Origin of the sequence: Nocardiopsis sp. B62 (assembly GCF_018070675.1) — a bacterium.
GTDB classification, from domain to species: Bacteria; Actinomycetota; Actinomycetes; order Streptosporangiales; family Streptosporangiaceae; genus Nocardiopsis; species Nocardiopsis prasina.
Genome location: NZ_JAGPXK010000004.1, coordinates 368,597 through 390,831, shown reverse-complemented (window position 1 = coordinate 390,831; position 22,235 = coordinate 368,597). Strand labels below are relative to the sequence as shown.

19 protein-coding genes are annotated in these 22,235 nt (G+C 70.2%); 8 read left to right on the top strand and 11 right to left on the bottom strand.

Going from position 1 to position 22,235, the window contains the following annotated elements; genetic code table 11:
* Window positions 1-115: 115 nt before the first annotated feature.
* A complete protein-coding gene (locus KBX21_RS07395) occupies window positions 116-817 on the bottom strand; it encodes a FadR/GntR family transcriptional regulator (protein WP_026129287.1) in 702 nt (233 codons plus the stop codon).
* Between the two features lie 168 nt (window positions 818-985).
* Between KBX21_RS07395 and KBX21_RS07390 the strand changes: the two genes are divergently transcribed.
* Window positions 986-2,257 carry an MFS transporter gene (locus tag KBX21_RS07390; protein WP_049567008.1) on the top strand — a complete coding sequence of 424 codons (1,272 nt, stop codon included), beginning with the start codon at window positions 986-988 and terminating at the stop codon, window positions 2,255-2,257.
* A 9-nt stretch (window positions 2,258-2,266) separates the two neighbouring features.
* Here the strand turns inward: KBX21_RS07390 and KBX21_RS07385 are convergent, their stop codons facing one another.
* The 3 genes from KBX21_RS07385 to aceA all read right to left on the bottom strand — a co-directional run bounded on the left by KBX21_RS07385 (window position 2,267) and on the right by aceA (window position 5,085).
* Entirely contained in the window at window positions 2,267-3,115 is an 849-nt protein-coding gene (locus KBX21_RS07385) for a type II CAAX endopeptidase family protein (protein WP_210841419.1), read from the bottom strand.
* 111 nt (window positions 3,116-3,226) lie between these two features.
* The gene (locus KBX21_RS07380; RefSeq protein WP_049567015.1) at window positions 3,227-3,490 is read right to left on the bottom strand and encodes a hypothetical protein; all 264 of its coding nucleotides are present in this window, start codon (window positions 3,488-3,490) and stop codon (window positions 3,227-3,229) included.
* A gap of 296 nt (window positions 3,491-3,786) precedes the next feature.
* Window positions 3,787-5,085 carry an isocitrate lyase gene (gene aceA, locus KBX21_RS07375; protein WP_210841418.1) on the bottom strand — a complete coding sequence of 433 codons (1,299 nt, stop codon included), beginning with the start codon at window positions 5,083-5,085 and terminating at the stop codon, window positions 3,787-3,789.
* A 217-nt stretch (window positions 5,086-5,302) separates the two neighbouring features.
* On the opposite strand from aceA, the gene KBX21_RS07370 reads away from it, so the two are divergent.
* Window positions 5,303-6,742: a helix-turn-helix domain-containing protein gene (locus tag KBX21_RS07370; RefSeq protein WP_082206267.1), complete on the top strand. Its 1,440-nt coding sequence runs from the start codon at window positions 5,303-5,305 to the stop codon at window positions 6,740-6,742.
* A 91-nt stretch (window positions 6,743-6,833) separates the two neighbouring features.
* Here KBX21_RS07370 and KBX21_RS07365 read toward each other — a convergent pair whose 3' ends face one another.
* Entirely contained in the window at window positions 6,834-7,994 is a 1,161-nt protein-coding gene (locus tag KBX21_RS07365; RefSeq protein ID WP_210841417.1) for an alpha-hydroxy-acid oxidizing protein, read from the bottom strand.
* 160 nt (window positions 7,995-8,154) lie between these two features.
* Between KBX21_RS07365 and KBX21_RS07360 the strand changes: the two genes are divergently transcribed.
* A complete protein-coding gene (locus tag KBX21_RS07360; protein WP_049567026.1) occupies window positions 8,155-9,105 on the top strand; it encodes an ATP-dependent DNA ligase in 951 nt (316 codons plus the stop codon).
* Between the two features lie 3 nt (window positions 9,106-9,108).
* Here the strand turns inward: KBX21_RS07360 and KBX21_RS07355 are convergent, their stop codons facing one another.
* The gene (locus tag KBX21_RS07355; RefSeq protein ID WP_210841416.1) at window positions 9,109-10,062 is read right to left on the bottom strand and encodes a Ku protein; all 954 of its coding nucleotides are present in this window, start codon (window positions 10,060-10,062) and stop codon (window positions 9,109-9,111) included.
* 182 nt (window positions 10,063-10,244) lie between these two features.
* On the opposite strand from KBX21_RS07355, the gene KBX21_RS07350 reads away from it, so the two are divergent.
* A complete protein-coding gene (locus tag KBX21_RS07350; RefSeq protein ID WP_210841415.1) occupies window positions 10,245-11,474 on the top strand; it encodes an acyl-CoA dehydrogenase family protein in 1,230 nt (409 codons plus the stop codon).
* Between the two features lie 62 nt (window positions 11,475-11,536).
* Here KBX21_RS07350 and KBX21_RS07345 read toward each other — a convergent pair whose 3' ends face one another.
* The 5 genes from KBX21_RS07345 to KBX21_RS07325 all read right to left on the bottom strand — a co-directional run bounded on the left by KBX21_RS07345 (window position 11,537) and on the right by KBX21_RS07325 (window position 18,108).
* Window positions 11,537-12,550 carry an ABC transporter ATP-binding protein gene (locus KBX21_RS07345; protein WP_210841414.1) on the bottom strand — a complete coding sequence of 338 codons (1,014 nt, stop codon included), beginning with the start codon at window positions 12,548-12,550 and terminating at the stop codon, window positions 11,537-11,539.
* Window positions 12,547-13,701, bottom strand: coding sequence for an ABC transporter ATP-binding protein (locus tag KBX21_RS07340; RefSeq protein ID WP_210841413.1), 1,155 nt, complete (start codon window positions 13,699-13,701; stop codon window positions 12,547-12,549). The genes KBX21_RS07345 and KBX21_RS07340 overlap by 4 nt, the downstream gene beginning before the upstream one ends.
* Window positions 13,701-14,717: an ABC transporter permease gene (locus tag KBX21_RS07335; RefSeq protein WP_049567039.1), complete on the bottom strand. Its 1,017-nt coding sequence runs from the start codon at window positions 14,715-14,717 to the stop codon at window positions 13,701-13,703. The genes KBX21_RS07340 and KBX21_RS07335 overlap by 1 nt, the downstream gene beginning before the upstream one ends.
* 16 nt (window positions 14,718-14,733) lie before the next feature.
* On the bottom strand, window positions 14,734-16,245 hold the full coding sequence (locus KBX21_RS27080; protein ID WP_049567042.1) for an ABC transporter permease: 1,512 nt from the start codon (window positions 16,243-16,245) through the stop codon (window positions 14,734-14,736).
* A 135-nt stretch (window positions 16,246-16,380) separates the two neighbouring features.
* On the bottom strand, window positions 16,381-18,108 hold the full coding sequence (locus tag KBX21_RS07325; protein WP_049567044.1) for an ABC transporter family substrate-binding protein: 1,728 nt from the start codon (window positions 18,106-18,108) through the stop codon (window positions 16,381-16,383).
* A gap of 525 nt (window positions 18,109-18,633) precedes the next feature.
* Here KBX21_RS07325 and KBX21_RS07320 point away from each other — a divergent pair.
* The 4 genes from KBX21_RS07320 to KBX21_RS07305 all read left to right on the top strand — a co-directional run bounded on the left by KBX21_RS07320 (window position 18,634) and on the right by KBX21_RS07305 (window position 22,119).
* Window positions 18,634-19,404: a hypothetical protein gene (locus KBX21_RS07320; protein WP_210841412.1), complete on the top strand. Its 771-nt coding sequence runs from the start codon at window positions 18,634-18,636 to the stop codon at window positions 19,402-19,404.
* A gap of 56 nt (window positions 19,405-19,460) precedes the next feature.
* Window positions 19,461-20,114: a TetR/AcrR family transcriptional regulator gene (locus KBX21_RS07315; RefSeq protein ID WP_017544755.1), complete on the top strand. Its 654-nt coding sequence runs from the start codon at window positions 19,461-19,463 to the stop codon at window positions 20,112-20,114.
* Between the two features lie 626 nt (window positions 20,115-20,740).
* Window positions 20,741-21,148, top strand: coding sequence for a MerR family transcriptional regulator (locus tag KBX21_RS07310; protein WP_210841411.1), 408 nt, complete (start codon window positions 20,741-20,743; stop codon window positions 21,146-21,148).
* The gene (locus KBX21_RS07305; protein ID WP_210841410.1) at window positions 21,148-22,119 is read left to right on the top strand and encodes an aldo/keto reductase; all 972 of its coding nucleotides are present in this window, start codon (window positions 21,148-21,150) and stop codon (window positions 22,117-22,119) included. The genes KBX21_RS07310 and KBX21_RS07305 overlap by 1 nt, the downstream gene beginning before the upstream one ends.
* Window positions 22,120-22,235: the final 116 nt, after the last annotated feature.

Below are 22,235 nucleotides of genomic sequence, written 5' to 3'. Positions count from 1 at the left end.
GCCGGGGGAGCTGGGGGCCGGGGCGGGCCGCCCGCACGGCGCTCGACCCGACCCCGGGAGCGGGCCCGGACCCATCAGGGGTCCGGGCCCGCTCCCGTGTTCGTCCCCGGGTGACTCAGTCCTCGGTGAGGGAGAGGAGTTCGTCGAGGTAACAGGTGGCCTCACGGGCGGCGCGGACGGGGTCCGCCTCCCGGACGGCCTCGGTCAGGCCGCTGTGGTCGATGCCCTCGGTGGCGGAGGAGGGACCGTCGGAGGCTTCGGCGCTCTGCTCGTAGGCGGTGTGCGCGATGCTGGCGTAGACGACCTGCGCGATGTCGTCGTAGAGGTCGATGAGCAGGGTGTTGTGCGTGGCGTTGACCACGGCGCGGTGGAACGTGAAGTCGGCCTCCACGAAGGCACCCATGTCCTTGGTCCGCCAGGCCTCCTCGCGAAGGGCCATGGCGCGGTCGATGTCGGCCATGTCCTCCTCGCTGTGGCGCATGGCGGCAAGGCGCGCGGCCTCGACCTCCAGCGCGCGGCGCACCTCCAGGTTCTCCCGCAGGCGGGAGCGTTCCAGGCGGCGGCGGAGGGCTCCGCCGAGCTCGCTGGAGGCGCGGACGAAGGTCCCCGCTCCCTGGCGGATCTCCAGCAGGCCCGCGTGGGCGAGGGCCCTGACGGCCTCGCGGACGGTGTTGCGTCCGACCTCGAGTTGTTCGGAGAGCTCGGACTCGGTGGGGATGCGGTCGCCGACGCCCCACTCACCGGAGTCGATCTGGGCTCGTAGCTGACTGATGACCTGGTCGACGAGACCGGTCCGGCGTGTCGACGCGAGGGGCACGCTCATACCTCCTAGGGGCGGGTCGCCGGATGACAGGCCCAGCGCACGGGTAGGGAACGGTTAAGGAGGGAGCCTAGACCAGTTGGGCGCAGGAATAGGCCCCGAACGGCAATGCGTTATCCTCATGAAGTACATAGGGTCATCCTACGAATTTGTGAGCCACGTCCTATGAGCGTCACCCCCACGCGCGAGAACGCAGCGCAGGGCACCCCGCTTCCCGGTACCGACCAGCCCAGAGCCGCGACCCGCGCGGCTCTCGTTCTGATCGCCGTCGCCATCGCCCTCGCCGCGCTCAACCTGCGCACCGCGATCACGAGCGTGGGCCCCGTCCTCGGTGAGGTCACCCAGGGGCTGGGCATGACCGCGGTGGGCGCCGGTGTCCTCACTACGCTCCCCGTCCTGTGCTTCGCGGTCTTCGGCGGGCTCACCCCCATGCTCAGCCGCCGTCTCGGCTCCCACCGCCTGCTCGTCCTCGCGCTGACCGCCGTCACCCTCGGACTCGTCACGCGGGCCATGGCCCCCGAACCCTGGCTGTTCCTCACCCTGAGCGTCGTGGCGCTCGCCGGCGGCGCAGTCGGCAACGTCATCCTCCCGGCCCTGGTCAAGCAGCACTTCCCCCACCGTGTGGGTCTGATGACCACGGTGTACACCACCGGTCTGGCCGTGGGCACCGCGATCGCGGCCGCCGCCACCGTCCCCCTGGAACGGGCCACCGGTGACTGGCGGATCGCCCTGGGCGCCTACGCCCTGTTCGGTCTGGTCGCGGCGCTTCCGTGGCTCCTGGCCCTGCGCCACGAGCCCGCTCCCGGCGACGCCCGCGCGGCCCTCAGCGTCCGGCAGGTGCTCGGCACCGGGCTCGGATGGCAGGGCGTCCTGTACTTCGGAACCCAGTCCTCCATCGCCTACATCATGTTCGGCTGGTTCGCGCAGATGCTCCGCGACCAGGGACTGGACGCCCAGTCCGCCGGGGTGATGCTGGCCTACCTCACCGCGCTGGGCATCCCGATGTCACTCGTCATGCCCTCGCTCATCGTCCGCGTGCGCGACCAGCGCCCCTTCGTGTTGCTCTTCGTCGCCGCCTACCTGGTGGGCTTCACCGGTATGTGGGTGTCCCCGCTCAACGGCACCTGGGTGTGGACCACCTTCGTCGGGATCGGCCTCGGCAGCTTCGTCCTGGCGCTGACCGTCTTCGCCGTGCGCACCCGTACGGCCGAGGGCACCGCCGCCATGTCCGCCTCCAGCCAGAGCCTGGGCTACCTGCTCGGCGGTGCCGGGCCGTTCCTGTTCGGACTCCTGCACGAGACGAGCGGTGACTGGCACGCACCGATGGCGATGGTGATCGGCCTGGTGCTCGTCAACCTCGTCGTCGGCCTCCTCCTCGGCCGCCCCCGCTACCTGGAGGACGCGATCGCCGCGAAGGCGGCCCAGCGGGCGGCCTGAGACGACGGGTCAGACTGGCAGCCAGTCGATCCGGCCGATGAGGTACACCGCACCCACGAACGCCACGACGTCGATCACCGTGTGCGCGACCACCAGCGGCATCACCCGGCCGTAGCGCAGGTAGAACCAGCCGAACACCAGCCCCATGACCAGGTTGCCGAAGAACATCCCGACACCCTGGTACAGGTGGTAGAAGGCGCGCAGAACCGAACTGGCCAGCACCGCCTTCCACGGCGACCACCCCATCTGCCCCAGCCGGTGCAGCAGGTAGCCCACCACGATCACCTCCTCCAGGACGCCGTTCTTCAGCGCCTGGAGCAGCAGGACAGGGGTGTCCCACCAGTTGCCGTCCAGGGTGCTGGGCACGATGGTGCGTGTGAGTCCCAGCTGCCAGGAGACCAGGTACACGACCAGCCCGCCGGTGCCGATCAGTGCGGCCAGGGCCAGACCGCTCCAGGTGTCGAACCCCGGACGGCGCAGGTCGAACCCGACCGTGCGCGCGGACTCCCCGCCCCGGTGCAGCAGGTACACCACCAGTGCCACGGGGGCGAAGGCGAAGAGCACCGAGTACAGCTGGAAGGACAGGTCCAGCCACGGACGGTCCTCGGCCCGCGAGCGGATGAGGTTGGCGGTCTGGTCGGCCATCGACTCGGGAGCGGTGAGCACGCCCAGGAAGGAGATGGTCGCCGACACGGCGGCGGCGCCCAGAGACAGGGCGAGGACGCACAACACCTCCCAGCGCATCAGTGAGCGGCTGGCGAGCATGTGCGGGACGGTGGTTCCCGCGCGCGCCCCCTCGGCGGAGCCGTCGGGGAAGGGGCGGGGAGCGCGCGGGTCGGGGTCGGTTCTGTCGGTCACGCGTCGAATCTACGCGCTGTCGGCGCGGGAGGCCGCGACCCCCGGGAAGGACGGAAGGGCGTCGGGTCGGTGGCCGAGGCTCAAGGCCCCGGCCGGGAGAGGACGGCTGACCTAGTCGTCGTCACCCTCGTCGCCGTCACCGTCGCCTCCCTCGTCCCCGCCCTCGTCGCCGTCGCCGCCGCCGATGACGTCATCGATGCCCTCCTCGATGTTCTCCTCGACCTCCTGCTCGATCCCGTCCCTGACCTCCTGTTCGAGGTCGTCGGTGTTCTCGCAGGCGGCCGCGCCGAACACGGCGACGGCGGCGATCGCACCCGCCGCCACTACGCGGCGGGTCGTGGAGAGGGTCGCTCTGCTGGTGACATCGAATTTCACGTCGGCTCCGTGTGGTCGGCGAATGGGTGCCCCGGGTGGTCGGTCGAACGCTCCGGGGCCGTGGGGGCGGCCCGGAGGGGTCCGCGAGGGGCGGACTTGACTGTTCCGTTACCCGTTGCTTGGAGACACCGTATACGCGCCACACGCCCGCGCGCGGACTTCTCGGACACGCCGAAGAGCCGCCGGTCATGCGCGAGTGACACGGACCGCGCATGGCCGACGGCCAAGGGGAGGCCGTCCCGCCCCGCCCCAGCCACGAAAGCGGGGAGGGACGGCCTCAGGGACGAAGACCAGGGTCAGTGAGCCGCTGAGAACTGGTCTTCTTCGGTGGAACCGGTGAGAGCCGTGGTGCTGGCCTCGGGGGAGATGGTCGTGCTGATCGCGTCGAAGTAGCCGGTGCCGACCTCGCGCTGGTGGCGGGTCGCCGTGTAGCCGTCGGCCTCGGACGCGAACTCGGCCTCCTGCAGCTCGACGTACGACGTCATGCCGTTGCGGGCGTAACCCTTGGCCAGGTCGAACATCGAGTGGTTGAGCGAGTGGAAGCCCGCCAGGGTGATGAACTGGAACTTGTAGCCCATGTGGCCCAGCTCGCGCTGGAACTTCGCGATGGTCGCGTCGTCGAGGTGACGCTTCCAGTTGAAGGACGGCGAGCAGTTGTAGGCCAGCATCTGGTCCGGGTACTCGGCCTTGATGCGCTCGGCGAAGTCGCGGGCGACCTCGAGGTCGGGGGTCGCGGTCTCCATCCAGAGCAGGTCGGAGTGCGGGGCGTAGGCCAGGCCCCGGGCCACGCACGCCTCGACGCCGTTGCGGAAGCGGTAGAAGCCCTCGGCGGTGCGCTCACCGGTGGTGAAGGCCTGGTCGCGCTCGTCGATGTCGCTGGTGATCAGGGTCGCGGCCTGGGCGTCGGTCCGCGCGATGACCAGGGACGGGACACCGGCGACGTCCGCGGCGAGGCGGGCGGCGTTCAGGGTCTTGACGTGCTGGCTGGTCGGGATCAGGACCTTGCCGCCCAGGTGGCCGCACTTCTTCTCGGAGGCGAGCTGGTCCTCCCAGTGGACACCGGCCGCGCCCGAGGCGATCATGCCCTTCATGAGCTCGTAGGCGTTGAGGACGCCACCGAAACCGGCCTCGGCGTCGGCCACGATCGGGGCCAGCCACTCGGGTGCGCTGTCGTCACCCTCGGACCAGGTGATCTGGTCGGCGCGCATCAGCGCGTTGTTGATGCGGCGGACGACGGCCGGGACCGAGTTGGCCGGGTAGAGGCTCTGGTCCGGGTAGGTGCTGCCGGAGAGGTTGGCGTCGGCTGCCACCTGCCACCCGGAGAGGTAGATGGCCTTGAGACCGGCACGGACCTGCTGGACCGCCTGGTTGCCGGTGAGCGCGCCGAGGCTGTTGACGTAGTCCTCGGTGTGGAGCAGGTCCCACAGGCGCTCGGCGCCGCGCCGGGCCAGGGTGTGCTCCTCGGTGACCGAACCACGCAGCTTGACGACGTCGTCGGCGGAGTAGGTGCGCTCGATACCGGCCCACCGGGGGTTGGTCTCCCAGTCGCGCTGGAGTGCGGCGCTGGCTTCCTGACGTCGAGCGCTGGTGCTCATGTTCGATCCCGCCTTACGTGTAGTCCCCAAGGTCTTCGCACCGGTCGAGTGTCCTGCCAAGGGCCAGGGGGTGAGCCCCTGAGCGGTAAGTTCCCCGCCGGTAACTATGATTCTTGGGCAAGATCCAAGGGTTTTCCACTGGAAATCTGGTGAAGATCGTTGTTTCTTTCCGTAAGATGAAGCCATGGCGTACTTTGGTGCTGAAGAAATACCGTCTTTGACAGGTGACCTGGATCTCGTCACGTTTGGCCAGAGGCTCCGTCATCTGCGCAAGGCGCGCGGGATGACCCTGTCCGACCTGGGGGAACGCGTCGGTCGGGCGCCCTCGCAGCTCTCCCTTCTGGAGAACGGCAAACGTGAACCCAAGCTCTCCCTGCTCACGTCCCTGGCCTCCGCCCTCGACGTGTCCGTCGAGGAACTCCTGTCGAAGCAGCCCCCGAGCCGCCGCGCGCAGCTGGAGATCGCCGTCGAGGAGGCCCAGCGTGACTCCCTCTACCAAGGCCTCAACCTTCCGCACCTGAAGGTCGGCAAGCGGGTCCCCAACGACGTCCTCGAACACATCGTGGGGCTCTACGACGAGCTCAAGAGACGCAACGCCAAGCCGACCGCCACCCCCGAGGAGGCGCGCCGGGCCAACGCCGACCTGCGCCGCCAGATGCGCGAGCGGGGCAACTACTTCGAGACCATCGAGGCCGCGGCCGCCGACACCCTCTCGGCGGTCAACTACACGGCCGGTCCCCTCTCCCAGGGGCAGATACTCGCGATCGCCACCCACCACGGGTTCTCCCTGAAGTACGTGCAGGACCTTCCCCGCTCGGTGCGCTCCCTGACCGACCACGTCAACCGCCGCATCTACCTCAAGCGCGAGACCACGCTCGGCATGCACAGCCCGCGCACGATCCTCCTCCAGACGCTGGGCCACGTGATCCTCGGCCACAGCCAGCCCCGCGACTTCGGCGACTTCCTCCGCCAGCGCGTGGAGGCCAACTACTTCGCCGCGGCCGTCCTCATCCCCGAGAGCACGGCGGTCACCTACCTCCAGGAGGCCAAGAAGGCGCGCGACCTGTCCGTGGAGGACCTGAGGGACGTCTACTCCGTCTCCTACGAGATGGCGGCGCACCGGTTCACCAACCTGGCCCACCGCCACCTGGACCTGGTCTGCCACTTCATCCGCAACGACGAGACCGGCATCATCTACAAGGCCTACGAGAACGACGGTCTGGTCTTCCCCACGGACGACTCGGGCGCCATCGAGGGCCAGCGCATGTGCCGTCAGTGGTCGGGCCGCCAGGTCTTCCAGTCACCGGACCGGTACTCGATCTACTACCAGTACACGGACAAGCCCAACGGCACCCACTGGTGCGTGGCCCACGTGGACCCCAGCCGCGAGCGCAACTTCGCCATCACCCTGGGCGTGCCCTACAAGGAGTCCCGCTGGTTCCGCGGACGCGAGACCACCAACCGCACCAAGTCCAACTGCCCCAACGGCGAATGCTGTGTGCGGCCGCCCGCGCAGCTCGCCAGCCGGTGGGAGGGCAACGTGTGGCCCTCGGCCCGCGCCCACTCCCACGTGCTGTCGGCACTGCCCTCGGGCACCTTCCCCGGTGTGGACGAACACGACGTCTACACCTTCCTGGAGGGCCACAGCCAGGACTGACGCCCCACCCGCCCACCAACACGAGGGGGCCGACGCCCACGGCTTCGGCCCCCTCACGGTCGTCTCCGGGCCCTTCGGTTCCCGGAACCGATCAGGCCCGCAGGTCCCGCAGCGCCTCCGGGGTGAGGTCGGACAGCGAGGGGTAGCCGTCGACCGCCATGAGCAGGTCCGCCTCGGCCAGCATCGACCGCAGCACGTGCACGACCCCGTCCGCGCCGCCCAGGGCCAGCCCGTAGACGTAGGGACGGCCGACCGCCACCGCCGTCGCGCCCAGCGCCAGGGCCTTGACCGCGTCGGTGCCGGACCGCACCCCGGAGTCGAAGACCACCGGCAGGTCCGTGGCCGCGACCACGTCCGGCAGGCACTCCAGGGCCGGGATGCCGCCGTTGGCCTGGCGGCCGCCGTGGTTGGACACGTAGACGGCGTCCACGCCCCCGTCCGCCGCCCTACGGGCGTCGTCGGGGTGGCACACACCCTTCACGATCAGCGGCAGGTCGGTCAGGGACCGCAACCAGGGAAGGTCCTCCCAGGTCAGCGGATTGCCGAACACGCCGGCCCAGTGCGCCACCACGGCGTCGCCAGGGGCGTCGGAGCCCACCCGCTCCTGGAAGACGGGATCGGAGGTGTAGTTGGCCAGGCAGTGTCCGCGCAGCATCGGCATGTTGGCGGTGGCCAGGTCGCGCGGGCGCCAGCCGGTGACCCAGGTGTCCAGGGTGACGACGATCCCCGCGAACCCGGCCGCCTCGGCGCGACGTACCAGACTGGCCGCCAGTTCGCGGTCGGTCGGCGTGTACAGCTGGAAGAACCCCGGGGTGTCGCCGAACCGCGCGGCGACCTCCTCCAACGGGTCCTGGGACAGCGTGGAGGCGATCATCGGGACCCCGGTGCGCGCGGCGGCCTCAGCGGTGGCCAGGTCGCCGTGCCCGTCCTGGGAGCAGAGTCCGACCACCCCGACCGGGGCCATCATCAGCGGTGAGGCCAGGCGGACACCGCACAGGTCAACGCCGGTGTCGCGCTCCTTGGCGCCCACGAACATGCGCGGGTACAGGCCCCACCGGTGGAACGCGGCGGCGTTGGCCTCCTGGGTGTGCTCGTCGCCCGCGCCCCCCGCCACGTAGGACCACACCCACGGGGGGAGCGTCTCGGCGGCCCTGCGCTCCAGTTCGGCGAAGGTCACGGGGTGGGAGGGGACGACGCCGGTGAGGCCGTCGAGGTAGATCTCCAGCTGGTAGTCGCCGTAGTGCGAAGCCATGGTCGCCTCCGGGAAGGGGGTGGGGGGTGGGACCCGCATCATTCAGACGTGCGCGCGCGCGTGTCAAGCACCCCAGGGCGCGAGAGACCCGGGGCGGTGCCTTAGCTGGGAATTGGTCTCCCGATGAGCTGCTGCGGGGTAGGGGGCAGGCGTGGAACCGATGCTCGCAAGCGCCGTCGACCATCTCCCCACCGGTGAGAGCCTGCTCTACGAGCCGAAGTGGGACGGTTTCAGATGCCTGGCCGAGACCGGACCCGTCCGCCTGACCAGCAAACAGGGAAGGCTGCTGTCCCAGCGGTTCCCGGAGATCGTCGACGCCCTGGCCCAGCAGCTGCCCGAGGGGGTCCTGCTGGACGGGGAGATCATCCACTGGGCGCGGGACGGGCGGCTGGACTTCGGTGCCCTGCTCAGGCGCAACGGAGCCTCGGCCCGCCACGCCCGCGCCCTGGCCCGCACGGACCCGTGCCACCTCGTGGTGTTCGACCTGCTCAGAGCTGGCGGCCGGGACCTCGCGCACCGTGCGCTCTCCCACCGGCGTGAGGAACTCGAACACCTGATGGGACTGGTCGAGCAGCCCTCGCCGCTCACGCTCGGCTGGCAGACCGACAACCCCGAGGTGGCCATGCAGTGGTGGGAGGAGATGCCCGCCGTCGGTGTGGAGGGCGTGATGGTCAAGGACGCCCGCCGTTCCTACCGGCCGGGCCGCAGGGACTGGCGCAAGTGGAAGCACCGCGTCACCACCGAGGCGATCGTCGGCGGGATCGTCGGCCACGCACGAGCTCCACGCGCCCTCATCCTCGGGCGCGTGGACTCCGCGACCGGGGAGCTGAGGGTGGCGGGTCGGACCTCGGACCTCTCCCCGGACCAGTCCGAGGAGCTCGCGGGGCACGTCGTCAAGACCGACGACCACCCCTGGCCCCGGCTCCTCGCCGCGACATGGGGCGGGGACGAGTCCCGCCAGAGCTACACGCGGGTCGTCCCCGACCTGGTGGTGGAGGTGTGCCCGGACTCGGCGGAGGTGTCCGGCCGGTGGCGGCACGTCGTCCAGTACCTGCGCGCGCGCCCGGACCTGACGCCCGGTGACGTGCCACGGGACCTGGACGCGGAGTAGCGGTCAGCTGGCCTTGGAGATCGCGTCGGCCAGTTCGTCCTTGCTCATACGGGAGCGGCCGGGGATGTCGAGCTGCCTGGCCTGCTCCAGGAGCTCGCTCTTGGTGGGCTGGTGGTCCTCCGAGGACCTCGGAGCGGGGGCGCGTCCGCCCCGTCCGGACTTCGCCGCCCGGTCCTTCTTCCTCTGCTTCAGGGACGCGCGCAGTGCGTCGTCCAACGCGACGACCTTGCCCTCGCCCTTCTCCTCGGGCTCCCTGCCCTCGTAGCTGACCGTGCCCCCCCGCGCCTTCGTGGCGATGAGCTCCTCCAGCCGACGCTCGTACTCGTCGGAGTACTGCGACGGCTCCCACTCGGTGTTCATCGCGTCGATCAGCTGGGAGGCGAGCCGGAGTTCGCCCTTGTCGACCTCACCGCTGGGAGGCCGCATGACGTCCTCGGGGTCGCGGATCTCGTCCGGCCAGTACAGGGTGCTCGCCGTGAGGACACCCTGCTGTGGGGCGATCAGGGCCAGGTGCTGCCGGTTGCGCATGACCAGCGTCCCCAGGCCAGCCCTGCCGGACTCCTCCAAAGCGGCCAGGAGGAGCTGGTACGGCTTCGCGGAGCTCTTGTCCGGACCGAGGTAGTAGGTGGACGAGAACCACAGCGGGTCGACGTCCTCGGCCGAGATGAACCCTTCGATCTCCAGGGTCCTGCTCCGCCCGGGCTGGATCTGCTCCATGTCCGCGGGTTCGAGGAGCACGAAGGAGTCGGAGTCGTCGACCTCGGCGCCCTTGACGATGTCCTCGTTCGCCACACGCTCGCCGGTGTCCTCGTTGACGCGCTGGTAGCGGACGCGCGCGTTGGTCCCGCGCACGAACTGGTGGACGGTGGGCCCGTGTCTCTCACGTGCGGAGTACATGCGCACCCCGACCGACACCAGTCCGAAGCTGATCGTTCCGGTCCACACTGTTCCTGGCACTGCTGACACCCCCGTCTCCCAGTGTGTGAGCGGGGTGGCAAACACCGGACAGACGCACGTCACGACTCTTCCCCGTTCCGGCGTTCGCGATCCGTTGTGCCTGTCCAGACGGACTGTTACCGTTGGTAGCACTTAATGGTCGTCCCTCCGCCCCCGGAGGATCCAACAAAGGATGTAAGCGCATGAGTGAGGCCACCGCGCCCGTCTTCAGCCTGGAACCGAGCGAGGATGTTCGCGACGTCCGGGACTGGGCCCACGGGTTCGCCGCCGACGTCATCCGCCCAGCCGCCGCCGAGTGGGACGAGCGGGAGGAGACCCCCTGGCCGATCATCCAGGAGGCCGCCAAGATCGGGCTCTACTCCCTGGACTTCTTCGCCAACCAGTGGCTGGAGCCCAGCGGACTCGGTATCCCCGTCGCCTTCGAGGAGCTGTACTGGGGTGACCCGGGCATCGCCCTGGCGATCACCGGCACCGGCCTGGCGGCCGTGTCCGTCGCCTCCAACGGCACCCAGGAACAGCTCTTCGAGTGGGTGCCGCAGATGTTCGGATCCGCCGACGACATCAAGCTCGGGGCGTTCTGCTCCTCTGAGCCCGACGCCGGTTCGGACGTCTCCGCCATCCGCACCCGCGCCGTCTACGACCAGGCCAGGGACGAGTGGGTGATCAACGGCGTCAAGACCTGGGCCACCAACGGTGGCATCGCCGACGTCCACGTCGTCGTGGCCTCGGTGGAGCCCGAGCTGGGTTCGCGAGGGCAGGCCTCGTTCATCATCCCGCCCAACACCCCGGGCCTCTCCCAGGGGCAGAAGTTCGCCAAGCACGGCATCCGCGCCTCCCACACCGCCGAGGTCGTCCTCGACGAGGTCCGCGTCCCCGGCTCCTGCCTCCTGGGTGGGAAGGAGAAGCTGGACGAGCGGATCGCCCGGGCCAAGGAGGGCAAACGCTCCAAGGGCCAGGCCGCCATGAAGACCTTCGAGGCCTCCCGCCCGAGCGTGGGTGTCATGGCGGTGGGTTGCGCCCGGGCCGCCTACGAGTACGCCCGTGACTACTCAGTCCAGCGCGAGCAGTTCGGCAGGCCGATCGGTGACAACCAGGGAGTGGCCTTCCTCCTGGCGGACATGGCCACCCGCATCGACGCCGCGCGGTTGCTGGTGTGGCGAGCCGCGTGGATGGCCCGCAACGGCAAGGACTTCACCAACGCCGAGGGCTCCATGAGCAAGCTCTATGCCTCCGAGACGGCCACCTTCGTGACCCAGAACGCTCTGCGCATCCTGGGCGGCAACGGCTACACGCGGGACTACCCGGTGGAACGCTGGCACCGGGACGCCTCCATCTTCACCATCTTCGAGGGCGCCAGCGAGATCCAGCGGCTCATCATCGGCCGCACCGTCACCGGCCTGCCGATCCGCTAGGCACGGCCCACGGGCCAAGGAAGCGGCCGGGCGCGGGGCGAACACGCCCCGCGCCCCGCCCCCTACTCCGGGAAGTGGCAGGCCACCGGGTGGCCCGCTCCCCGGTCCACCAGCTCGGGGGCCTCCTCCGCGCACAGGTCCCGCGCCTTCCAACAGCGCGTACGGAACCGGCAGCCGCTGGGCGGGTTCACCGGGCTCGGCACGTCACCGGTGAGGACGATCCGTTCCCGCACCCGCTCCGTACGCGGGTCGGCCCAGGGCGCCGCGGACAACAGGGCGATCGTGTACGGGTGCGAGGCCCGGTCGTAGACGTCCTCGCGGGTGCCGGTCTCCACCACCCCGCCCAGGTACATCACCGCCACCCGGTCCGAGATGTGCCGCACCACCGACAGGTCGTGCGCGATGAACACGTAGGACAGGCCCAGCCGCTCCTGGAGCTCCGCCAACAGGTTCACCACCCCGGCCTGGACCGAGACGTCCAGCGCGGAGACGGGTTCGTCGAGCACCAGGAGGCTGGGTTCCAGCGCCAGAGCCCGGGCGATCCCGACCCTCTGCCGCTGACCGCCGGAGAACTCGTGCGGGTAGCGGTTCCCGTGCTCGGGGCTCAGACCCACCATCCGCAGCAGCTCGGCCACCCGGTCCGGTCCGCCGTCACGCCAGCGCCGGTGCACCTTGAGGGGTTCGGCGATGATGTCGTTGACCGGGAGCCGGGGGTTGAGCGAGGCGTAGGGGTCCTGGAAGACCATGCCCACCTCGCGGCGGACCCGCTGCATCCTCGCCGCCGACATCGTGGTGAGCTCCTCCCCGCGAAAGCGCACCGAACCGGCGGTGGGGGAGACCAGCTGGAGGATGGCCCGGCCGGTGGTGGACTTGCCGCAGCCCGACTCCCCGACCACGCCCAGGGTCTCGCGTTCGGCCAACCGCAGGTTGACCCCGTTGACCGCGTGCACCTGACCGACCACGCGGCGCAGGAGCCCGGAGCCGTGCACCGGGAAGCGCACCTCCAGGTCCCGGACGTCGAGCAGCGGGGTGTCCGGGTCCGTCTGGGTACCGGGTTCCTCTGGCGCGGTCGTCATCGCGTCCCCCCGTTGCGGAAGAAGGTCGTCGGGTCCGCCACGTCCACCAGCCGGTCACTGTGATGGCAGGCGGCCAGATGGCCGCTGTCGGGTCCGTCCACCTCGACCAGTTCGGGCTCGGCCGACCGGCAGGTGGCGTCGGCCAGCGGACAGCGCGGGGAGAACGGGCAGCCCCGAGGCAGGTTGATCAGGGACGGAGGGGTGCCGAGAATGGGCCGCAGGCGTTCGCGGCGCTCCGAGGTCATTGACGGGGTCGAGCCGAGCAGCCCCGCCGTGTACGGCATCCGGGTCCGGTAGAACACCTCGTCGGTCCCCCCGATCTCCACGGGGCGGCCCGCGTACATGACCAGGACCCGGTGGGCCAGGCCCGCCACCACCCCGAGGTCGTGCGTGATCAGCAGGATCGCCGCGTTGACGGTGTCCTTGACCTCCAGCAGCTTCTCCAGGATCTGGGCCTGCACGGTGACGTCCAGAGCCGTGGTCGGCTCGTCGGCGATGATCACGTCGGGGTCGTTGATGATCGCCATGGCGATCATGACCCTCTGCCGCATGCCGCCGGAGAACTCGTGCGGATAGCTGCGCAGGCGCTGCGCGGCCTGCGGGATGCCCACCAGGTCGAGCATCTCGCGGGCGCGTTCGAGCGCCTTGCGGGGCGGAACCAGGCTGTGCGCCCGGACCGCCTCGGCCAGTTGGTCCCCGACGGTGTGCACGGGGTTGAGCGCCGTCATGGGGTCCTGGAACACCATCGAGATCCGTCGGCCGCGCAGGGAGCGCAGGTCCTTCTGCCGCATCGCCAGCAGGTCCCGGCCCCGGTAGAGCACCCTGCCGCTGACGCGTGCGCTGCGGGGCAGCAGACCCAGCAGCGCCATCGAGGAGACCGACTTGCCCGAGCCGGACTCGCCGACGATGGACAGGACCTCGCGTTCCCGCAGGGTGTAGGAGACGTCGCGCACGGCTCTGACCACGCCGTCGTCGGTGGGGAACTCCACGGAGAGGTTCTCGACGCGCAGGACCTCGTGCTCGGTGGGGGCCTTGGCGTCGGAGAGGGTGCGGGCGGTGTGCACCTCCCCGGCTGCGTCGGTGACCGCCGCACCGAGGGCCGGGTCCGGCACGGGGCCGGGCGGCGGGGGGATGGCGGGTGTCTGGGTCATCAGTCACGCACCCTGTTCTGTCGTGGGTCGAAGGCGTCTCGCAGGCCGTCGCCGATGAAGTTCACCGACAGCGCGATCAGGATGATGAAGAGGCCGGGCCAGTAGAACAGCCAGGGGCGGGTGCCCATCGCGCTCCGGTAGTCGGTGATCAGCCGTCCCAGCGAGGTGTCCGGGGGCTGCACGCCCATCCCCAGGAAGGAGAGCGCGGACTCCAGCAGCACCGCTGCGGCGATGGCCAGGGTCACGCTGACGATGATCACGCCCACCGTGTTGGGCAGGATGTGCTTGAAGATGATGCGGACCGAGGAGGTGCCCACCGAACGGGCGGCCTCCACGAACTCCTTCTCCCGCAGGGACAGCACCGACCCCCGCACCAGGCGGGCGGTCTGGGTCCAGGTCACCAGCCCCAGGACGATCCCCAGGTAGACGATGCCGGCCTGCCCGGCGATCTTGGCGGCCGCCGCGGCGATCGCCAGCAGCGGGATCGCGATGAGGACGTCGGTGAGGCGCATCAGCACCGCCTCGGTCCAGCCCCGGAAGTAGCCCGCGCAGGCGCCGATCACCGTCGCCACGACCGTGGCCACGATCCCGACCAGGAAGGCCACGGTCAGGGAGACCTGGGTGCCCCGCATGGTCAGCGCGAAGTAGTCCTTGCCGACGTTGTCCTGCCCGAAGGGGTGCTCACCCAGGGCCAGCCCGGCGCCGCCGAGGAACCTGGGCACCAGGCTCAGGGTGGGGTCGCCGCCGTCGGTGAGGGGGCCGGTCGCGGAGGGCGACTTGTCCCACCAGCCCGGCACGGGACCGAACCCGATCGAGGTGAAGGACAGCAGGACCACCCCGGCGAGGAGAACCATGCCGAGCAGGGCCGCCCGGTGCCGGAAGAACCGCGAGCGGACCAGTTGCCACTGGGTGCGGGCGGCGATGTTCAGGCCCTCGGCGGCGTCGGGGTCCGGTTGCCCGGGCGCGGTCGTACCGTCCTCGGGGTCCGGAGGCGGGGCGTCGTGGTGCGTCGTCATCGAGTGTCTCCCTCGGTCATGACAGCCGAATCCGGGGGTCGAGGTAGGCGTAGGTGATGTCGGCGACCATGTTGAACAGGACGATCGCGCCGCCCGCCACCACGAAGAACGCCATGACGGGTGCCGGGTCGGCCTCGTTGAGCCCGGTGAGCAGCAGGTGCCCCATCGCGCGCCAACCGAAGACCGTCTCGGTGACCACCGCCCCGCCGATGACGGTTCCGAAGTCGTAGGCGGCCAGGGTCGTGATGGGGATGAGCCCGTTGCGGAGGGCGTGCCGGGTCATGACCGTGCGTTCGGGCAGGCCCTTGGCCCGAGCCGTGCGCACGTAGTCCTGGTTCATCACCTCCAGCATGCTGGCGCGGCTGTACCGGGTGTAGGTCGCCAGGGACACCAGGATCAGGGCCAGGGTGGGCAGGGCCAGGTGGCCCGCCGAGTCCAGTGACAGCTCCCAGAACGTGCCCTGGTAGTTGGGGGTGCGGGCACCCACGGTGGAGATGGGTCGGCCCTGCATGGAGGAGCTGTAGGAGGCGAAGGAGCGCAGCATCCGGTCGACGAAGATGACGCCGCCGGTGAACAGGCCCGTCCACAGAGCCGTCGCCACGGCCTCGCGCCGGTACAGCACACCGCCGATCCCGTAGCCGAGCGCCACGCACACGGCGACGGTGGCCAGGGCCAGGCCGCCGATGACGGCCAGGCCGGGGTCGGCCAGGACCGGAGACAGCGCGAAGTACATGACCGTGCCCACCGCGGCCGACGCCAACGCGGCGTACATCGGCCGGTTCGGACTCGGCCCCGAGATCAGCACGCTGAAGCCGACGGCGGCGCCGAAGGCGCTGACCGCCACCACCACCGGGCCCAGCCCGGGGTCGGTGAACCACCGGGTGACCGAGACGAACGTGAGGATCCCCGCCGTGGCGGCCGCGGCACCGGCGAAGGCGATGATCCGAGTGCGCCGGTCGCCCACGACCAACGAACTCCAGGCCAGCCCTGCGAGCAGAGCCACCACGGCGATGACCAGGGGAGGGATGGCCGGTTGCGCCAGCCAGTTGTTGAACTCGATGGCGCCGTACTGCTTGAGCAGGACCCCGACCCAGAAGATGGGCAGGGAGAAGGCGACGAAGGCACCGAAGGTCACCGAGTGGTCGAACCCGCTGTACTGGCGCAGCGCGGACACGACACCGATGGCGATGCCGATGATGATCGCGAGGAGGGTGGCGGCCACCACCAGCTGCATCGTGGCCGAGACGGCGTCGGTGAGCAGGACGTTGACGTCCTGGCCCTGCCGGTTCACCCCGAAGTCACCGGTGAGGGCGCCACCGAGCCAGAGGAAGTAGCGGGAGTAGACGGGGAGGTCGAGGCGCATCCGCTCGATCCGCTCCGCCATTGCGGCCTCGCGGGCGTTCTCCGGCAGTTCGCGGAGGTCGGCGAGCGGGTCCCCGGTGTTGGTCGCGAGGACGAACATCACGAAGGTCGCGGCGAAGAGCACGAAGACCGAGACGACGAGTCTTCGCGCGATGAAGACGAGCACGGGTGCTGACTCCTGGAGGCAGGGGGACGTTCACGCGCGGCCGACGGGTCGGCCCTCCCGGCCGGGCCGGGGCCCGTGCCGTCCGGGTGGGGACCGGACGGCACGGGTGTTCGCGCGCGTTGGGTGCGGTGCGGCCTACTGGACCGACCAGTCCCACACGTTCCAGACGATGTCGGTCTGTGCGGGGTTGGGGATGACGTTCTCCAGGTTGTCGCTCCACGCGGCGGTGCCGGGGTGGCTGAAGAGCGGGATCGTCACCAGGTCGTCCCAGAGGATCGTCTCGATCTCGTTGATGATCTCCAGCTGGGCGTCGGGGTCGGCCTCCTGGAGGACGTCGGCCAGCAGCCCGTCCAGTTCGTCGTTGGCGTAGCAGCCGTTGTTGTTGCCCTTGGCCTCGCCGGTGCACTCGTCGGGGGAGCGGAAGGTGGAGTTCCAGCTGCTCACCTGGGCCGAGCCGGACCACGCGTACATGGCCACGTCGTAGGTGTTCTGCGACAGTCCGCCGTCGGTGTCGAAGAACGTGTCCTCACCGTTGATCTGGACGTCGAACCCGGCCTGGTCGCAGGAGTCCTTGATCAGCTCCGCGGTCTGCTGGCGGCGGGGGTTGCCGCCGATGAAGCCGAGCCGCACCTCCTGGCCGACCATGTCGAGCTCCTCGAGGAGCTCCCGGGAGCGGTCGAGGTCGACCTCGGCCCACTGGTCGCCGCCGCTGGCGGCAACGGCCTCCGCGTAGCCCGGGTCGAAGGGCGCGATGTTGCGGACGTCCATGGTCTCGGCGTCGGGCTGGACCGGCTTGATGAGGTTGTCCACGATCAGCTGACGCGGCACGCACTCGGTGAAGGCCTCGCGCAGCTCGTACTCCTCGAAGGGGCTGGAGTCGAAGTTGAAGTCGAGGTGCTCGTAGATGTACTCGTCGTAGACCTGGTACTCCACGCCCTCCAGGGCCTCGACCTGGTTGATCAGGTCGACCGTGGGCTGGGGCCGCATGATGTTGATCTCGCGGTTCTCCAGGGCCTGGGTCTGCTCGTCGGAGGCGATCCAGCGCACGACGATGTTGGACGTGGCGGGGGCCTCACCCCACCAGCTCTCGTTCGGCTCCAGGGTCAGCGACTGCCCCGCCTCGTAACCGGCGAGCTGGTAGGGACCGGAGGAGGGGGTGAGGGAGGAGTCCGGCAGAGCGCCGCTGATGGTCCAGCCCTCGTTGAAGAACTCGACTGAGTCGGCGAGGGCGTCGTGGTCCTCGTCGCGGATGGCCTCCACGAGCTCCTCGACGGTGAGTCCGCCCTGCTCGGCGACCACGTGCGCGGGCATGAGGGTGTTGTTGCCGTTGCCCGGGCCGTTGCTCGCCCAGTCCGAGAAGGGGACCTCGTACTCCAGCGCGAAGTCCTTGTCACCGATCTCGCACTCGGGCATGAGGGTGTCCTCGACGCCCGCCGTGCCGTTGGAGGAGAACTCGAAGCGGCCGCTCTGCTGCGCCCACCAGAGCAGCGCGTCGGAGCAGTCGATGACCTCCCCGTCGGACCACACGGCGTCCGGGTGGATCGAGTACTCGACGATCTGCGGGTCGTCGGAGACCTGGTCGTAGGTCCCGAAGTCGGTGTTGGGGGCGACCGCGCCGCCTTCGCCGAAGTACCAGAAGCCGCTGGTCAACTGGTGGTTGATGATCGCGTTCTTGCTGGAGTTGGCTCCGGCGGTGGTGTTGTTGAAGCTGTCGTACTCCTGGTCCCACGCCAAGGTGATGGTGGAGGAGCCGGAGGAGGCGTCGCCGCCGTCGCCGGAGTCTGACGTCGAGCAGGCGGAGAGCACGAGCGCTCCCGCCGCGACCACAGCCGTGGCCTTGGTGATCTTCCCGGTGATTCTCACGCAGTGGTTCCTCTGCCGTTGGGGGACGAATCCAGGATCGAAGTAGAACGGATTCTGGGCAGAGCGTGAGCCCGTGGCAATAGTCCGCAACGGGCTGTTATCCACCTGAGGCGTATTTGGCCCCAAAGCTAGCCAAAAAAGGAACTTTGAGTAGGAAAGCGGACTTTGTGCCATCCTCTGGTCCGTTGATCACCTGCGCCTTCGCTGGGTCTCGGGCCCGCCACGTCATGGAGAAGGCCCATCGTCACGTCATCCCATGAAGGGATTCACGGATCGGATCGGAGGCGGCTGCTTTTCCCTTCGTGTTGGCCGGGTTGCGTGCGGGGTCGAAGTGAAGAAAGGAAACTCGGAGGCAATCAATCGAAACACGCGTGCGAGATTCCCGAAACAACACGTGCACCACCCCCGAGCCCCGTCCGCTGACGCCACACAGTCCCCCAGCACCATCCGTCGCCCGGCCCGAGGCCCGCACACCGGACGGGGCTGGCGGAGCCGCGACCCACCTCCCCGGTTAGCCTGTGGCCCATGACACCAGGCAACGGCGCCCCCACCCTCACCATCCCGGCGGCCTTCAACGGCCCGGACGGCTCTGGCAACGGCGGCTACAGTGCGGGACTGCTCGCCGCGCGGCTGACCGCCCCGGGCGGCCCCGCCGTCCAGGTCACCCTGCGCACCCCGCCGCCCCTGGACCGGCCGCTCGCGGTGGAGGAGTCCGCTGAGGGCCTGCGCCTGGTCGACCCCGCGGCCGAGGACCGCGCCCGCCTCGTGGCCGAGGCCGTCACCGCAGACCCCCTCGACCCCGGGCTGATCCCCGGCGGACCTGTGGGCGTCACCGAGGCCGAGGAGGCCCGCGGACGCTACGCCGGGTTGGACGACCACCCCTTTCCGCGTTGCTACAGCTGCGGCCCCGAACGCGCCGAGGGCGAGGGCCTGCGCCTGTTCGCGGGGCGGGTCCGCTCCGGCGATAGCCCCAACGGAGTCGGCAACACCGTCGCCTGCACGTGGGAGGTCCGCCCGGAGGTGGACGGCGGCGACGTAACGGCCGCCCTCGCCCAGGTCTGGGCCGCCCTGGACTGCCCCGGCGGCTGGTCCAGCGACATCTCCGGCCGCCCCATCGTCCTGGGCCGACTGACAGCCCAGGTCCTGGCGGTCCCGCCGGTCGGCTCCACACAGGTGGTGATGGGCCACCTGGAGTCCGTGGACGGTCGCAAGGTCCACACCGGCAGTGCCCTGTACGACGGTGACGGCCGCGTGCTCGCCCTGGCACGCGCGACCTGGATCGCCATCCCGACCTGAGGGGCGCGTCCGCGCTCCGGTTCGCGGCGCCGCGCCCTCCAGTACGGTGAACGCTTGTGGCCTTCGAAAACACTCAGCAGACCGCGCCCGACGACGACACTCCCGCAGCGGCACCCCGGCGGGGACGGAGCGGGCGCGGCCGCGACCCCGAGCGGCGGCGGACCATCCTGGACGCCGCCGACAGGGTGATCCAGCGTGACGGCCCCGACGCCTCCATGCTCGCCATCGCCACCGAGGCGGGAATCAGCAAACCCATCCTCTACCGGCACTTCGGCGACAAGGGCGGTCTCTACCAGGCGCTGGCCCAGCGCCACGTGGACCCGCTCATCGAGGCCATCCGCTCCGAGCTGTACCAGCACGCCGACTTCGACGTGCGCGCGCGGGCCACCGTCGGCGCGTACCTGTCGATGATCTCGCAGAACCTCAACCTCTACCGGTTCCTCATGGACCGCGCCACCTCCGAGGACGTGCGCACCCGCAGCGACCTCGGACTGATGGTGCGCCGCCTGGGGGAGGAGCTCGCGGACCTGTTGCTCACCGAGGGCCGGATCAGGGATCGGCTGCGGGCCCAGATCGCCGCGCACGCCGTCGTGGGCATGGTCCAGGCGGCGGGGGAGTGGTGGCTCGAACACCCCGAGGTGAGCGAACAGGAGATCATCGACGACCTCACCGGCGCCGTGGTCGGCGCCATCCGGGGCAGCGGCACCTGACTCGGCGCCCCGGTCTGGGCCGCCCCGACGAGGCAGCGCCGCTCGACCGCCCCGGGGCGTAGCATTCGGACCCCGTTCCACTCGTCGCTGACTGTTGGCCGCGCCCCGCGCCGCCCGGTCAGGAACAGTCGGCCGGACCGGTCCCCTCGTGGCCCGGCCGTCTCGCGACGTCCGGCCTCCTCCACGTCTCTTCAAGGCCGGTCGGCCGCCCGGGCCGTAACCCGGCCCCCGTTCCACTCGTGGCCGATCGCTGGCCGTGCGCCGCGCAGCCCCGGGCAAAGCTGTCGGCCGCACGGGTCTCCCCGTGGCCGGTCGGTTGTCTGGCGCCGCTCAGCCGGAGCCGTTCGTCCCCACCTGGGGCTCTCGTGGGCCGGTTGGTCATCTCGCGCCGATCGGGCCGGGGCCCTTCGGCCCCACGCGTGTCCTGCGTGGTCGGTCGGTTGCCTCACGCCCCTCCCCGGAGCCGTTCGATCCCACCCGGTGTCCTCGTGGTCGGTCGGCTGACTCGCGCAGCTACCGTTCACCCTCGTCCCTTCACCCCCACCCGTCCCTTTGCTCCCCTCTCCCGAGACGAACTTTCCACCGGTACTTGACCTGGAGCGCACTCCAGGTCCCATGCTTGCGGCATGAAGGACTACTACACCCCCGGTGAGGTCGCCGAGCGCTTCGGTCTCACCCTCGACACCCTGCGCTACTACGAGAGGGCTGGCCTGCTCCGGAGGGTCGAGCGCGCCCCCAGCGGCCACCGCCGCTACCGCACCGACGACGTCGACCTGCTCCACCTCGTCCGGTGTCTGCGCGACACCGACATGCCCATCGCCCGGTTGCGCGACTTCGCCGAGCTGGTCCGCGACGGCGACCACACCATCCCCGAACGCCTGGACGTGCTGCAGAGCCACCAGCGCGACCTGGACGCCCGCATCGCAGAGCTGTGCCAACGCCAGATCACGATCCAGCACAAGATCGACTACTACGCGGGGGTGCTCGCCGACGATGCCTCGGAAGCGGTCTCCGTGACCGGGGAGAGCGCCTGATGCGACACACCACGATCAACGGCCGCACCGTCAGCGCCCTGTGCCTGGGGGCGATGCAGTTCGGCAGCACTACGGACACCGCCACCTCCGCCGCCATCCTCGACCGTTTCGTCGAGGCCGGGGGCACCTTCGTCGACACCGCCGACTGCTACCAGTTCTGGATCGAGGGAGGCCAGGGACACGAGAGCGAGACCTTCCTCGGCCGTTGGCGGCGCGAGCGCGGCGTGACCGACGAGGTCGTGATCGCCACCAAGATCGGCGCACAGCCGACCGTGCCCGGGGCCGGCCTGGAGGCGGCGGAGGGGCTCTCGGCCGAAGCCGTGGCGACGGCCGCCGAGCGCAGCCGCGAACGCCTGGGGGTCGACACCCTCGACCTCCTGTACGCCCACAGGGAGGACCCCGCCACCCCGGTCGAGGAGACCATGGAGGCCTTCGCCCGGCTCGTCGCCGAGGGGACGGTCCGGGAGCTCGGACTCAGCAACCACCGCACCTGGCGGCTGGAGCGGGCCCGTTCCGCGGCGCAGGCCCACGGGTGGCCGCGCCCGCGGGTGCTCCAGTACCGCTACAGCTACCTCCAGCCCCGTGGCGACGTACCCCTGGAGTCCGCGGGTCACATGCACGCCACCCCCGAACTGTTCGACTTCGCCCGCGCCGAGGCGGCCCAGGGGCGCGAACACGTCCTGGTGGCGTACACGTCGCTGTTGAACGGCGCCTACACCCGTCCCGACCGGCCCCTGGAGTACGCCTACGACCACCCCGGCGCCGCCGCCCGCCTTGCCGTCCTGGACGACGTGGCCAAGGAGACCGGAGCGACCCGCAACCAGGTGGTGCTCTCCTGGCTCGCGGGCCACGATCCGGGCGTCATCCCGTTGGTCGGTGTCAGCAGCGTCGCCCAGCTGGACGAGGCGCTGGAGGCCATGGACCTGACCCTCACCTCCGATCAGCACTCCAGGCTCGCCGCCGCGCGCTGATTCGGACCCGACATAGCTCGCACATGTCCCTATAACTCCGCTTTCGCGGTTTCCTGACGCTTCCGGCGGATACCTTCCCTAGGTAGGCGTGCGGCGGATCCGCGCGCACCGCGGAT

Excerpts from the sequence above, each read along its gene's own strand:
- KBX21_RS07390 (WP_049567008.1), top strand. The coding sequence starts at position 986 with ATGAGCGTCACCCCCACGCGCGAGAACGCAGCGCAGGGCACCCCGCTT.
- aceA (WP_210841418.1), bottom strand. The coding sequence starts at position 5,085 with ATGAGCACCAGCGCTCGACGTCAGGAAGCCAGCGCCGCACTCCAGCGC.
- KBX21_RS07365 (WP_210841417.1), bottom strand. The coding sequence starts at position 7,994 with ATGGCTTCGCACTACGGCGACTACCAGCTGGAGATCTACCTCGACGGC.
- KBX21_RS07360 (WP_049567026.1), top strand. The coding sequence starts at position 8,155 with ATGCTCGCAAGCGCCGTCGACCATCTCCCCACCGGTGAGAGCCTGCTC.
- KBX21_RS07350 (WP_210841415.1), top strand. The coding sequence starts at position 10,245 with ATGAGTGAGGCCACCGCGCCCGTCTTCAGCCTGGAACCGAGCGAGGAT.
- KBX21_RS07345 (WP_210841414.1), bottom strand. The coding sequence starts at position 12,550 with ATGACGACCGCGCCAGAGGAACCCGGTACCCAGACGGACCCGGACACC.
- KBX21_RS07340 (WP_210841413.1), bottom strand. The coding sequence starts at position 13,701 with ATGACCCAGACACCCGCCATCCCCCCGCCGCCCGGCCCCGTGCCGGAC.
- KBX21_RS07335 (WP_049567039.1), bottom strand. The coding sequence starts at position 14,717 with ATGACGACGCACCACGACGCCCCGCCTCCGGACCCCGAGGACGGTACG.
- KBX21_RS07320 (WP_210841412.1), top strand. The coding sequence starts at position 18,634 with ATGACACCAGGCAACGGCGCCCCCACCCTCACCATCCCGGCGGCCTTC.
- KBX21_RS07310 (WP_210841411.1), top strand. The coding sequence starts at position 20,741 with ATGAAGGACTACTACACCCCCGGTGAGGTCGCCGAGCGCTTCGGTCTC.
- KBX21_RS07305 (WP_210841410.1), top strand. The coding sequence starts at position 21,148 with ATGCGACACACCACGATCAACGGCCGCACCGTCAGCGCCCTGTGCCTG.